This is a genomic window from Dietzia sp. IBK-p2-15D, from assembly GCF_057773105.1.
The window spans coordinates 43148-56726 of sequence record NZ_JBYMTK010000008.1; the positions used below are offsets into that span (position 1 = coordinate 43148).

Annotated in this window: 9 protein-coding genes and 2 tRNA genes; 9 read left to right on the forward strand and 2 right to left on the reverse strand. The window is 67.9% G+C overall.

Features of this window, described 5'->3' with window-relative positions; all coding sequences use genetic code 11:
- Positions 1-2 precede the first annotated feature (2 nt).
- Complete coding sequence (rpmH, locus tag AC3DEV_RS11715; protein WP_007629603.1) at positions 3-146, reverse strand: 50S ribosomal protein L34; 144 nt, start codon at positions 144-146, stop codon at positions 3-5.
- A 530-nt stretch (positions 147-676) separates the two neighbouring features.
- On the opposite strand from rpmH, the gene dnaA reads away from it, so the two are divergent.
- From dnaA to gyrB, 5 genes are all read left to right on the forward strand, one after another.
- Positions 677-2185 (forward strand): chromosomal replication initiator protein DnaA, encoded by a 1509-nt coding sequence (dnaA, locus tag AC3DEV_RS11720; protein ID WP_396118712.1) that lies wholly within the window; start codon positions 677-679, stop codon positions 2183-2185.
- An 879-nt stretch (positions 2186-3064) separates the two neighbouring features.
- Positions 3065-4240, forward strand: coding sequence for a DNA polymerase III subunit beta (dnaN, locus tag AC3DEV_RS11725; RefSeq protein ID WP_488372225.1), 1176 nt, complete (start codon positions 3065-3067; stop codon positions 4238-4240).
- A gap of 25 nt (positions 4241-4265) precedes the next feature.
- The gene (gene recF / locus AC3DEV_RS11730; protein ID WP_488372226.1) at positions 4266-5555 is read left to right on the forward strand and encodes a DNA replication/repair protein RecF; all 1290 of its coding nucleotides are present in this window, start codon (positions 4266-4268) and stop codon (positions 5553-5555) included.
- Positions 5552-6106, forward strand: a complete 555-nt coding sequence (locus AC3DEV_RS11735) for a DciA family protein (protein WP_120285664.1) — start codon at positions 5552-5554, stop codon at positions 6104-6106. The genes recF and AC3DEV_RS11735 overlap by 4 nt, the downstream gene beginning before the upstream one ends.
- A gap of 86 nt (positions 6107-6192) precedes the next feature.
- A complete protein-coding gene (gene gyrB / locus AC3DEV_RS11740) occupies positions 6193-8322 on the forward strand; it encodes a DNA topoisomerase (ATP-hydrolyzing) subunit B (protein ID WP_488372227.1) in 2130 nt (709 codons plus the stop codon).
- Positions 8323-8408: 86 nt separating this feature from the next.
- Here gyrB and AC3DEV_RS11745 read toward each other — a convergent pair whose 3' ends face one another.
- Positions 8409-9734, reverse strand: coding sequence for a lipase family protein (locus AC3DEV_RS11745; RefSeq protein ID WP_488372228.1), 1326 nt, complete (start codon positions 9732-9734; stop codon positions 8409-8411).
- Positions 9735-10125: 391 nt separating this feature from the next.
- Here AC3DEV_RS11745 and gyrA point away from each other — a divergent pair, with 391 nt between their 5' ends.
- The 4 genes from gyrA to AC3DEV_RS11765 all read left to right on the forward strand — a co-directional run bounded on the left by gyrA (position 10126) and on the right by AC3DEV_RS11765 (position 13534).
- Complete coding sequence (gene gyrA / locus AC3DEV_RS11750) at positions 10126-12654, forward strand: DNA gyrase subunit A (RefSeq protein ID WP_488372229.1); 2529 nt, start codon at positions 10126-10128, stop codon at positions 12652-12654.
- A gap of 3 nt (positions 12655-12657) precedes the next feature.
- The gene (locus AC3DEV_RS11755; protein ID WP_154830872.1) at positions 12658-13251 is read left to right on the forward strand and encodes a DUF3566 domain-containing protein; all 594 of its coding nucleotides are present in this window, start codon (positions 12658-12660) and stop codon (positions 13249-13251) included.
- A 78-nt stretch (positions 13252-13329) separates the two neighbouring features.
- A tRNA-Ile gene (locus AC3DEV_RS11760) sits at positions 13330-13403 on the forward strand.
- Positions 13404-13461: 58 nt separating this feature from the next.
- A tRNA-Ala gene (locus AC3DEV_RS11765) sits at positions 13462-13534 on the forward strand.
- The last annotated feature ends 45 nt before the right edge of the window (positions 13535-13579 follow it).

Sequence of the window (13579 nt, forward strand, 5' to 3'; positions counted from 1 at the left end):
AATCAGGCCGTCAGCGACGCGCGGCCCTTACGCCGGCGAGCGCCGACGATGCCGCGACCGGCGCGGGTGCGCATGCGCAGACGGAAGCCGTGCACCTTGGCACGACGACGGTTGTTCGGCTGGAAGGTCCGCTTGCCCTTGGCCATGGTTGGCTCCTCACGTGAAGTCGGCGCCGTGACCGGCGCCCGATCGAGTTCGAGACGTCGTCGAATCACCGGAGACGGCGGCACCACGACGCGCCGAGCGCCCACGGGCGCACGACAGACTTTTCAAGATTACGCGCCCGGAGCGTCAGCCACCAAACCGTGTAATCCCACTCGTCTCACTGATACCAGTTTGCTGGCCAGAACGACACGCCTACGGCCGCGATGCTTGACATCCGGCCTCCAGTCACTCTTGAGGGTTGCCCCGTTGATCGTCGTGTTGTTACCGTCGTTCCTCAAGCGAGCCCCACGAGGGCTGGAATAACCTAGATTCTTCACAACACTCCCGGCCCTCCCACTGAAGCCCTCCCCGTGTACAGACGGGAGGGGTCTGTCTTCCCACAGCTGTGGACAACCATGTGGATACCTCAGTGGACCTGGGTCGGAGCCTGTGGATAGAGTGTGGCTCCGGAACCGCCGGCCACCCGGACCACCGGCGACGCCCGACACACGACGAGAGGAGACCGCCCACCGTGTCTCCAGAACTCGAACACGTGTGGAGTGCCGTCCTCGACAGACTGACCGATCCGGAACTGGCCAGTGACGACAACCCGGCCCTGTCCCGCCAACAGCAGGCGTGGCTCCGGCTCGTCCAACCGATCGCCGTGGTCAACGGGTTCGCGATGCTCGCCGCTCCGTCGGCGTTCGCCCGCGACAACATCGAGTCCGTCCTACGCGGACCCATCACCCGTGCCCTGAGTTCCCAGCTCGGCGAGCCCATCGACCTGGCCGTCAAGGTCGACACGTCACTCGCCGGGGGACAACCTCCGACGGACGACGACTCCGGCCAACCCGAGATCACCGCGGACGACATCCACGGACCGGGCGACGAGGACGAACATCCGCCGGCGACCACCCGCCCACGGCGGATGACCGAGGAGCAGATCGCCGCCGAGCGTCTCCTGCACGGCAGCGACCGCGACGAGGCGTTGTCGGCCGCGACCGCGCCCGGTCTCAACGAGCGCTACACGTTCAGCGCCTTCGTGCAGGGAAACTCCAACCGGTTCGCCCGGGCCGCGGCGCTCGCGGTCGCCGAGGCCCCGGCCCGTGCGTACAACCCGCTGTTCATCTGGGGCGAGTCGGGACTGGGCAAAACCCACCTGCTCCACGCGATCGGGCACTACTCCCTGCGGATGTACTCCGAACAGAAGGTCAAGTACGTCTCGACCGAGGAGTTCACCAACGACTTCATCAACTCCGTCCGTGACGGCCGCCAGAACATGTTCAAGAAGCGGTACCGCGAGGCGGACATCCTCCTGGTGGACGACATCCAGTTCCTCATCGGCAAGGAACAGGTGCAGGAGGAGTTCTTCCACACCTTCAACACGATCCACAACGCGCAGAAGCAGATCGTGATCTCGTCCGACCGGCCGCCCAAACAGCTCCAACCGCTCGAGGATCGCCTGCGCACCCGCTTCGAATGGGGTCTGATCACCGACATCCAGCCCCCCGAGCTGGAGACCCGGATCGCCATCATCGACAAGAAGGCGAAGTCCGAGAACTACGTGGTGCCGAGGGACGTCCTCGAACTCATCGCCACCCGCGTGCAGCGCAACATCCGGGAGCTCGAGGGTGCACTCATCCGGGTGGTGGCGTTCGCCTCCCTCAACGGCCACGAGATCGATGTGCCTCTCGCCGAGGTCGTCCTCCGTGACGTGGTGTCCGACGACGACTCCCTGCAGATCTCGGCGGCGACCATCATGGCGGTGACCGCGGAGTTCTTCTCCACGAGCATCGACGAACTGTGTGGCACCTCCAAGACCCGGTCACTGTCGCGCGCCCGGCAGATCGCCATGTACCTGTGCCGCGAGCTCACCGACCTGTCGCTTCCCAAGATCGGCGTCACCTTCGGCGGCAAGGATCACACGACGGTCATGTACGCCCAGCGCAAGATCCTCAAGGAGATCAAGGACGACCGGCGCACGTACGACCAGATCCAGGAGCTGACGGCCCGGATCAAGGAGCGTTCGCGGTCCCTCTGAGCTCCACGCCGGAACTCACCCACGCTGTGCGCTCGCGCCGCCGCTTGTGCCCGGCCCCGCTTGTGCCCGCCCCCGCCGACGTCCACCGACGCCCCGCGTCTCCGGCCGGCCCTCTGCCGACACCGAACGCGACGCAGATGACGGTCGGCGACGGCGACAGCAACAGATCGACGCCCGACGACGCCCGACGGCGTCCGGACGCCCGGGTGCGCGGACCCAGGACCGCTGCGAGAGGTCGTAACAGGCCCTGTGCGGCCCCCTGCCGAGTCCGGCGTCCCGCCCCGAACGGATACCCGCCCCGATTCGCGAGAAACACCCCGCCCGACGGAAGACGAACCGTGGGACTCCCGGGTCTCGCTGTCGAGTCGCGCACACTTCGCCCGATTCGAGGACCTCATCACGGGTCATTCCACACGCATCAGGACGCGCCGTACGACACATCCGGGACCCCCACACACCCTTTGTCACACCCTTCACAGCTGTGGACAACCCTGTGGAGTCTTGTGGACCGATGGTGGACAGACGGTGGACAGACTCTTGTGATTCCACCGGGGTCGGGAGGCAAATCACAAGATCGCACGACTGCGTCCACACGACGAAATCGGCACAGACCTGTGATTACAGGCCTCGGCTCACAATTTCACAGGACCTACTACTACCTCTTATCTCTCTAGATAGTTCTTGTTAGAAGTAGGGATGTGGAGCGGCGAGCCTGCTTGACCGGGTTACGCCGAGTCCGTGTGTCCGCTGTCGGTCCGAGCGGTTACTCTCATGGAGACGCTCCGCCCCCGGCGGCGGAAACGTGCAATAAGAGCTCGAACCGACCAATCGTCCAGATACCGGATCCCGGTATCCACCCCCGCCTGAAAGAGGTCATCGATGGAGATCACGGATCCGACGTTCCGCGTCACCCGCGAGGACTTCGCGGATTCCGTGGCCTGGGTGGCACGCACGCTGCCCTCGCGTCCCTCGGTCCCGATCCTCGGCGGGGTGCTGCTCGAGGCCGATTCGGGACTGACGATCTCCGGGTTCGACTACGAGACCTCAGCGCAGGTATCCGTGCCGGCCGAGGTGTCCGAGCCCGGCAGCACGCTGGTGTCCGGCCGACTCCTGGCGGACATCGCCCGTGCCCTGCCGGACCGTCCGGTCGAGGTCGTCGTCACCGCCCAGAAGATGTACATCTCCTGCGGTACCGCGAAGTTCACGCTCCCGACCATGCCGGTCGAGGATTACCCGCAGCTGCCGGCGATGCCGGAGGTCACCGGTTCCGCCGAGGTCGACGCGTTCTCCGAGGCCGTGTCCCAGGTCGTCGTCGCGGCGGGCAAGGATGACACCCTGCCGATGCTCACCGGCATCCGGATGGAGATCGAGGGCACCCGCGTCACGCTCATCGCGACCGACCGGTTCCGTCTCGCCATCAGGGAGTTCGACTGGGAGCCGGCCCGCGCGGATGTCGCGGTCGAGGTGCTCATCCCGGCCAAGGCACTGTCCGAGGTCACCCGTTCCGCCGGCCACGGCGGTCGCGTGGATCTGAGCCTGGGTGCCGGCTCCGATGTGGGCGCTGAGGGAATCCTGGGTGTGCTGGTGTCCGGTCAGCGGACCACCACCCGCCTTCTCGACGCGGAATTCCCCAAGGTCCGCCAGCTGCTCCCGCCGCAGCACACCTCACTCGCGATCGTCGAGGTGGACTCGCTCGTCCAGGCGATCAAGCGGGTCGCGCTCGTCGCCGACCGCGGCGTGCAGGTGCGCATGGCGTTCTCTGATGGTGAGCTCGCACTGTCGGCCGGAGGCGATGACGCCGCCCAGGCCAACGAGACCCTTCCGGTGGACTTCGTCGGCGAGCCGCTGACCATCGCGTTCAACCCGGGTTACCTGCTCGACGGTCTCGGCAGTGTCCACGCAGGCCGCGTCGCCTTCGGGTTCACCCAGGCAAGCCGACCGGCCGTGCTGCGTCCGGCACCCGAGACCCTCCCGGAGCCCGGCGCGGACGGCGCGATCCAGCCGGTGGATTCCGACCACACCTACCTGCTCATGCCCGTGCGCCTGCCGGGCTGAGGCCCCGCCCCGGAACCGATCCGGTATGCACCTGCGTCATCTCAGGCTCCTCGATTTCCGCTCCTGGCCCCTGCTCGAACTCGAGCTCGAGCCCGGGGTCACCACCCTGGTCGGACGCAACGGGCACGGCAAGACCAACGTTCTCGAGGCGGTCGGGGTCCTCGCCAGCCTGCGGTCCCACCGCGTGGCGACCGACACGCCGATGATCAGGACCGGTGCCGGAACCGCACTGGTGGGCGCACTCGCACACAACGCGGGACGTGAATTGACCGTCGAACTCGCGCTCAACTCCGGCAAGGCCAACCGGGCGCGACTCAACACCTCCCCCTGCCGACGACTGTCCGACGTCCTCGGGGTGGTCCAGTCCGTGCTGTTCGCGCCGGAGGACCTGGCGCTCGTCCGTGGCGAGCCGGCCGAACGTCGCCGGCTTCTCGATGAGCTCATGATCCAGCGGCGCCCCGCACTGGGTGGTGACCTCAGCGAGTACTCCTCGGTGCTGCGCCAGCGGACCGCCCTGCTCAAATCGGCCTCCGGTGCACTGCGGCGTGGGAGGCCCGAGGATTCCGCGGCTGTGCTGGACACCCTCGACGTGTGGGACGGGCGGTTGGCCGAACTCGGAGCACGAGTGGTCGCCGGGCGGATCGACCTCCTCCGGCAGTTGCGGCCCCTCGTCGTCGACGCCTATCGGGGCCTGGCCCCGGAGTCCCGCCCGGCCGATCTCACCTACCGGTTCCGCGTCGCGGACGCGCCCGACGAGTCGGAGCTGACTGACCCGGGACTCGTCGAGGCGGTGTTGCTCGCCGAGCTCGGGCGGCGCCGTCGCGACGAGATCGACCGCGGGATGTCACTCGTCGGACCGCACCGCGACGACCTGATCCTGAGACTCGGCGACGAGCCGGCGAAGGGGTTCGCGAGTCACGGTGAGACGTGGTCGTTCGCCCTGGCGCTGCGACTGGGATCGCTCGAGCTGTTCCGTGCCGACGGGGCGGAACCGGTCCTCCTCCTGGACGACGTCTTCGCCGAACTCGACCGGCACCGCCGGGCCGCCCTGGCCGATGTCGCGTCCGGCGTCGAACAGGTTCTCATCACGGCGGCAGTGGGCGAGGACGTCCCGGGCACGCTGCGCGGGGTCCGTCATGACGTCGTGATGACGGGCGAGGGAGCGGATCGTCACTCGGCGATGACGGTGTCACGACGTCAGCATGACGGTGCTGACGCGGGCGAGCGCGCCGGCGGGGATGATGGGGTCAGCGACGCGGACAGTGGTGGGGACGACGACGACAACACCGATACCGGAAGCAGGGCAACACCGTGACGGACCGAACCGGCAAGGATTCCGTAACACCGTCTGACCCGCCACAACGCGGTTATGACATCGCGAAGCAGGCCCTCGAGGAGGCCCGCGCCCGAGCCCGGGCGGAGGGCAAGCAGGTCGGCCGGGGACGGACCGGCCCGGTGGGGGCGGGCAAGCGGCTGCGCAAGCGCGGGTGGACCGGATCCGGTGCCGACCCGTGGGACCCACAGCCCCTCGGCAAGCTCGTGGGCCAGGTCGCCAAGAAACGGGGCTGGGACGACAAGGTCACCACCGGGCGTCTGTTCGCGGAGTGGGATCGGATCGTCGGGGAGGACGTCTCGGCGCACGCCACCCCGGAGCGCCTCGAGGAAGGCATCCTGTACGTCCGTGCGGCGAGTACCGCGTGGGCGACTCAGCTGCGGCTCATGTCGGCCGACATCCTCCGCAAGATCGCGGCCGCCATGGGGCCGGGTCATGTCCGTCGTCTCAAGGTGGAGGGACCCGAGAAACCGAGCTGGCGCAAGGGGCCCCTGCACGTGTCCGGTCGCGGCCCCCGTGACACGTACGGGTGAGTGCCGGGCGTGCCCGTGGCCCGCGTGACGGTTGTCGCAGGTAGACTGGGCCGGTCCCAGACCCCCGAGACGCGAGGAGTTCGCACGTGGCGGACGCCAAGAGCAAGCCCGACAACAGCGGGCCCAAGGAATACGGTGCATCATCGATCACCGTTCTCGAAGGGCTCGAGGCCGTCCGGATGCGGCCGGGTATGTACATCGGCTCCACCGGACCGCGGGGCCTGCATCACCTGATCTGGGAGGTCGTCGACAACTCCATCGACGAGGCCATGGCGGGTCATGCGACCGGCGTCAAGGTCACGTTGTTGGAGGACGGTGGCGTCGAGGTCATCGACGACGGCCGGGGCATCCCCGTGGAGATGCACGAGCAGGGTATGCCCACCGTCCAGGTCGTCATGACCCAGCTGCACGCGGGCGGCAAGTTTGACTCTGACTCCTATGCGGTGTCCGGTGGTCTGCACGGAGTCGGTATCTCCGTGGTCAACGCCCTGTCCACCCGGGTCGAGGTCCAGATCAAGCGCGACGGTCGGCTGTGGAAGCAGGACTTCGACATGGCGGTCCCGGCCGAGCTGGTCGACGCCGGCCCCGCCGAGGGCACCGGGACCAGGGTCCGGTTCTGGGCGGATCCGACAATCTTCGAGAGCACCGAGTACGAGTTCGACGTGGTGGCACGCCGCCTCCAGGAGATGGCGTTCCTCAACAAGGGACTCACCATCACGCTGACGGACCGGCGGCCGCGTGCCGAGAAGGCCGCCGAGCTGGACGCGATCGCGGACAGCGAGGGGACTGGCGCGGAGGCGGCACCCGGTTCCGATGAGGGGTCGGATCTCGCGCACGCGGTGGACGCCGAGCAGGTCTTCGTCGAGGGCGCGCAGGAGACCGACGCCGTCGAGGTCACGCCCGCGGAGCCGGTCAAGGTTCGCGAGCGCAAGCGCACCTTCCACTACCCGGACGGTCTCAAGGATTACGTCACCGCGATCAACAAGTCCAAGACCTCGATCCACCCGACGATCCTCTACTTCGAGGGCAAGGGGCCCGGCCACGAGGTCGAGGTCGCGATGCAGTGGAACTCCGGTTACTCCGAGTCAGTCCACACCTTCGCCAACACCATCAACACCCATGAGGGCGGCACCCACGAGGAGGGCTTCCGCGCCGCGCTGACCTCCCTGGTCAACAAGTACGCGCGCGAGAAGAAGCTCATCAAGGAGAAGGACCCCAACCTCACGGGTGATGACATCCGCGAGGGCCTGGCGGCCGTGCTCTCCGCGAAGATCTCGGATCCGCAGTTCGAGGGCCAGACCAAGACCAAGCTCGGCAACACCGAGGTCAAGGGCTTCGTCCAGCGACAGGTGTCGGAGCACGTCGGACACTGGTTCGAGGCCAATCCCGCAGAGGCCAAGGTCATCATCAACAAGGCGATCGCCTCGAGCCAGGCCCGCGTCGCGGCCCGCAAGGCCAGGGAGATGGTGCGCCGCAAGTCGGCCACCGACATCGGCGGTCTGCCGGGCAAGCTCGCCGACTGCCGCTCCAAGGATCCGGCGAAGTCCGAGCTGTACATCGTGGAGGGCGACTCCGCCGGTGGCTCGGCCAAGTCGGGTCGGGACTCCATGTTCCAGGCGATCCTGCCGCTGCGCGGCAAGATCATCAACGTCGAGAAGTCGCGGATCGACAAGGTTCTCAAGAACGCTGAGGTCCAGGCCATCATCACGGCGCTGGGAACCGGCATCCACGAAGAGTTCGACATCGACAAACTGCGCTATCACAAGATCGTGCTGATGGCGGACGCCGACGTCGATGGTCAGCACATCTCCACGCTGCTGCTGACACTCATCTTCCGGTTCATGAAGCCGCTGGTGGAGAACGGGTACGTCTACCTGGCGCAGCCGCCGCTCTACAAGCTCAAGTGGGGCAAGGGCGAGCCGGACTTCGCCTACACGGACCGCGAGCGGGACGAACTGCTCAAGCTCGGCCTCGAGAACAAGCGCAAGATCAACGTCGACGACGGCATCCAGCGCTACAAGGGTCTCGGCGAGATGAATCCCAAGGAGCTGTGGGAGACCACGATGGACCCCGCGGTCCGTACGCTCCGCCAGGTCACGCTCGACGATGCCGCCGCGGCGGACGAGTTGTTCTCGATCCTCATGGGCGAGGACGTGGACGCGCGCCGCAACTTCATCACCCGCAATGCACGCGACGTGAGGTTCCTCGACGTCTGACGGCGGCGCCGGGAGGCAGAGGAAGAGAGGGGGCGTCCGCCGGTCACGGCGGACGCCCCCCTAGTGTCCCGGGTGGCCCGAACGACCTAGAGCGTTGCGCAGTCGTTCGGGGCGGGCAGTCCGGCGAGGCGGTCACGCAGATACTGCACGGCGGGCCCGAAGTTGGTCACCGCGGCCGCGGCGTGCGTGATCCCGGGGACCAACGGCGTGGTCTCGTAGCGGAGATGCACGTCCGCACCCTGAGCGCACCAGTCGCGGCCCAGCTGCTCGACCTGTCCGAGCGGGATGATGTCGTCGTTGATCCCACCGGCGAGCATCACCGGGACCGCCGGTGCCCGGTTGCCGATCCGCTGGTGGTCGAGCACCCGCAGTGCCTCCGGTTCGTCACGGATCAGCTCACCGAGGCTCCGCCCGGAGTTGGTCCACTCCGAGGTGGTCCGCCCGCCGTAGGCACCACGGGTGTCTGCGAGGCAGAGCCCGGACAGATCGTGTAGCGCCTGTCGTCCTGCTGTGTTGATGTGCTCGTCGACCACGTCCCGGACCTGTGGGTATCGTTCGACCATCCCGTTGATGGCGAAACCGATCGCACCCGTGAGGCTGGATCCGTCGATGTGGTCGAGCACGGCCAGCAGGTCCGCCGGGGGAGCGGAGGCGTACGCCGCGCGAACGTCCAGCTCGGGTGCGTACTCCGGGGCGAGTTCCGCTGCGGCGGCTGAGGCCCCGCCGCCCTGGGAGTGGCCCCAGAAGACGAGTGGTGAGTCGTACCCGACGAGGTGCTGCGCGGCCCGGGCCCCGTCGAGCATGGCGTGGGCCTGGTCCACGCGGTCGGAGTAGGTGTGGATGCCCGGCGTGCCGAGGCCGATGTAGTCCACGAGCATGACCCGGAATCCCTGGGCGGCCAGCGCGAGTGCGAATCCCTCCTCGTAGGACACGATGGGCGCGCCGGACCGGGGGTTGGTCCCCACCGCGGACTCCAGGTTCCGGGACGGTGCGCACGGATCGCCCTGGCCCTGGGTGCCCGGACCGAGGATCAGCGTCGGCCGCGGGCCGGGGCCGGGCCACGGTGCGGTCGAGTCGTAGAACGCCCCGGAGGTCGCGACGGGCTGCCTGTCGACGTCGAAGGTCTGGTACACGACACGCCGGGCGACGGCCGGCAGCGGGGACGGTACCGGCGGCAGACCGGGGACCGAGAACGTCAGGGGCAGATCTGCCGTCTCCGCCCGCAGGATCTCCCCGGCCCCTCGCGTCGGAAGATCACGGGTGTCGTAGAACCCCCCGGGGTGGTCGAACGATTCTGCGGGTTCGGCCGAGGCCGTCGCCGTCATCCCCGTCGACATCCCCAGCGAGAGCGAGAGCATGGCGGTGAGGCAGGCGAGGAGCCGGCGACGGCTCGTGATCCCGGGAAGGCTCATGCCCGCATCCTAGAATGCCTTCACCGGGCCGGGGTCAGCTCGGCGAGACCGGGCCGCCGCCGCTGGCGCACGAGGAATCTGGCTGGTTATCAGGTGGTGTCGGCCCCCGTCGGTGGCCTCAGCGCAGCCTGCGAGGGTATCTACTCGATCTGTTAGGTCAACGCCTTCCAGGCCCAGCCCGACGAGGCGTCCGACGGTAGCGGCGCCGGACCTGGGGGCGCCCTCGACACCGGTGCGCGGGGCACGGGAGGCGGGTGTTCGGGGCCCGGGAAGCCGCCGAGTCGCCGACCCCCCCGCGCGCCCGTGCCCGTGTTTCCGCTGGACCTATAGACTGGCGAGGTCGGAGCGTGCCCTCGTGGTGCCGTTTCGAGCGCGAGACGAAGAGGAGCCCATGACGGACACGACGTTGCCGCCCGAAGCCGGGGGTCACGACCGGATCGAGCCGGTCGACATCCAGGCGGAGATGCAGAGAAGCTACATCGATTATTCGATGAGCGTCATCGTCGGACGAGCGCTACCTGACGTGCGGGACGGGCTCAAGCCCGTCCACCGCCGCATCCTCTACGCGATGTGGGACAACGGATATCGGCCCGAGCGCAGCTACGTGAAGTCGGCCAAGCCCGTCGCCGACACCATGGGTAACTACCACCCCCACGGCGACTCGGCGATCTACGACACCCTGGTGCGCCTCGCCCAGCCGTGGGCGATGCGCTACCCGATGGTCGACGGCCAGGGGAACTTCGGCTCGCGCGGCAACGACGGCGCCGCCGCCATGCGCTACACCGAGTGCAAGATGACCCCGCTGGCCATGGAGATGGTCCGGGACATCGACAAGAACACGGTCGATTTCCAGCCCAACTACGACGGCAAGACGTCCGAACCGGTCGTCCTCCCGTCGCGCATCCCCAATCTGTTGGTCAACGGCTCCAGCGGCATCGCGGTCGGTATGGCCACCAAGATGCCGCCGCACAACCTGCGCGAGGTCGCCGAGGCGATCTACTGGTGTCTGGACAACCCTGACGCCGACGAGGAGGAGACCCTCGCGGCGTGCATGGAGCGGATCAAGGGTCCCGACTTCCCCACCCACGGGTTCATCGTGGGCGACCAGGGGATCAAGGACGCCTACACGACCGGCCGCGGTTCGATCCGCATGCGGGGCAAGACCTCCATCGAGGAGGAGGGCAACCGGACGGTCATCGTCATCACGGAGCTGCCCTACGAGGTCAACCCGGACAACATGATCCTGTCCATCGCGGAGCAGCTGCGCGACGGCAAGATCGCCGGCATCTCCAAGATCGACGACGAGTCGTCGGATCGGGTGGGCCTGCGCATCGTCATCACGCTCAAGCGTGACGCGGTGGCCAAGGTGGTCCTCAACAATCTCTACAAGCACTCCCAGCTGCAGACGTCGTTCGGCGCGAACATGCTGTCGATCGTGGACGGTGTGCCGCGGACACTGGCCATCAACCATCTCGTGCGGCTGTACGTCACGCACCAGATCGAGGTCATCGTCCGGCGCACGCAGTACCTGCTGGACGAGGCCGAGAGGCGCGCCCACATCCTGCGCGGCCTGGTCAAGGCGCTCGACGCCCTGGACGAGGTCATCGCGCTCATCCGCCGGTCCGAGACCGTCGACATCGCGCGCGAGGGCCTCAAGGAGCTCCTCGACATCGATGACGACCAGGCGCAGGCCATCCTGGACATGCAGCTCCGTCGCCTCGCGGCCCTCGAGCGGCAGAAGATCATCGACCAGCTCGCGGCGATCGAGCTCGAAATCGCCGACTACAAGGACATCCTCGCCAAGCCCGAGCGGCAGCGCGCGATCGTCGCCGACGAGCTCCGCGAGATCGTCGAGAAGTACGGCGACGACCGTCGCACCCGGATCATCCCGGCGGACGGGGACGTCACGGACGAGGACCTCATCGCACGCGAGGACGTCGTCGTCACCATCACGGAGACCGGGTACGCCAAGCGGACCCGCACCGACCTCTACCGCGCCCAGAAGCGCGGCGGCAAGGGTGTGCGCGGCGCGGAGCTGAAGCAGGACGACATCGTCCGACACTTCTTCGTGTCCTCGACGCACGACTGGCTGCTGTTCTTCACCACCAAGGGTCGGGTGTACCGCATCAAGGCGTACGAGCTGCCCGAGGCGAACCGCACGGCACGCGGTCAGCACGTGGCCAACCTCCTGGCCTTCCAGCCGGAGGAGCGCATCGCCGGCGTCATCCGGATCAAGGGTTACCAGGACGCGCCGTACCTGGTCCTGGCCACCCGTAACGGCCTGGTCAAGAAGTCGCGTCTCGAGGACTACGACTCGCCGCGCTCCGGCGGCCTCATCGCCGTCAACCTGCGTGACGGCGACGAACTGGTGGGTGCGGCGCTGGCCGGCCCGGACGACGATCTGCTCCTGGTCTCGGAGAAGGGCCAGTCGATCCGGTTCCACGCCAACGACGACACGCTCCGCCCGATGGGCCGCGCGACCTCCGGCGTGATGGGCATGCGGTTCAACGACGGCGACGCCCTGCTGAGCATGTCCGTCGTGCGGGCCGACACGTCCGATCAGGAGAAGTACTTCCTCCTCGTGGCCACCGAGCGCGGGTATTCCAAGCGCACGGCGCTGAGTGAGTACACGGCCCAGGGCCGGGGCGGCAAGGGCGTGCTCACGCTCATGTTCGATCCCAAGCGCGGCAAGCTCGTCGGTGCGACGATCGTGGAGCTGCAGGACGAGCTGTACGCGATCACCTCCGGTGGAGGAGTCATCCGCACGTTCGCCAAGCAGGTCCGCAAGGCGGGCCGGCAGACCAAGGGCGTGCGACTGATGAACCTCGCCGAGGGTGACTCGCTGTTGGCGATCGCCCGCAACGCCGACGAGCCCGACGACGAGGACCGGTCCGAGGCCGAGTCCGTCGAGGAGGTGTAGGTCGTGACCGACCCGACAGATCCGGCCACCGAGGGCCCCTCGCACAAGGGGTCCGCCCCGGCGCCCGGCTACGGCGGGTCGGGGTCCGGCACCGGCGAGTCGAGCACGTCGGCCACCACGGCGTTCCCCGCCGCGGCCCAACATCGCGCCGAGGGGGCGAGCGGGGGCGTCTCCAAGGCGCACTCGGGGGGCGCGGCCGGGCGTGCCGCGCCGATCGTCCCGCCGACCGAGCGTCGCGGACCGATGGAGTCGGTGCTGGTCCTGCGCCGCATCGACCCGTGGTCCGCGTTCACCACCGTGCTGGGCCTCATGTTCGCCCTCTTCCTCGTGTGGATGGTGGCCATCGGGGTCACGTACCTGCTCCTGTCCGGCATGGGCGTGTGGGACCGTCTCGGCGGTCTGCTGTCCGGGGTGGCGGGCGACGAGTCCGCGGCCGTGATCGGGCCGTCGACGATCTTCCTCTACAGCGGGGGAGTGGGACTGCTCAACGTGCTCCTGCTGTCGATCCTGGCCACGCTCGCGGTGTTCATCTACAACCTCGCGGCGGGTCTGACCGGCGGCGGCGTGCAGGTGACACTCGGCGATCCCCGGTACTGAGTGGGCCCGCGACACCCGGCGGAGGACGCCGATTTGGGCGGCGGCGATGACGTCGGGTAGATTGACCTCTCGGTACGAGGGCCTATAGCTCAGGTGGTTAGAGCGCCAAACTGATAATTTGGAGGTCGGAGGTTCAAGTCCTCCTAGGCCCACTCCGCCAGGCAGACGCCGGATTCGCTGACGCGGTCCGGCGTTTATGCTTGGAGGTACGGGGCCTTAGCTCAGTTGGTAGAGCGCTGCCTTTGCAAGGCAGATGTCAGGGGTTCGAATCCCCTAGGCTCCACTCACCCGCCGGCCGGCGCGTCAGCACGGCAGGCGCCCTCCCAGT

What these genes read in the sequence shown, in the direction of transcription:
- AC3DEV_RS11745 (WP_488372228.1), bottom strand. Translation starts at nt 9,734, where the DNA reads ATGAGCCTTCCCGGGATCACGAGCCGTCGCCGGCTCCTCGCCTGCCTC.
- recF (WP_488372226.1), top strand. Translation starts at nt 4,266, where the DNA reads ATGCACCTGCGTCATCTCAGGCTCCTCGATTTCCGCTCCTGGCCCCTG.
- rpmH (WP_007629603.1), bottom strand. Translation starts at nt 146, where the DNA reads ATGGCCAAGGGCAAGCGGACCTTCCAGCCGAACAACCGTCGTCGTGCC.
- dnaN (WP_488372225.1), top strand. Translation starts at nt 3,065, where the DNA reads ATGGAGATCACGGATCCGACGTTCCGCGTCACCCGCGAGGACTTCGCG.
- gyrA (WP_488372229.1), top strand. Translation starts at nt 10,126, where the DNA reads ATGACGGACACGACGTTGCCGCCCGAAGCCGGGGGTCACGACCGGATC.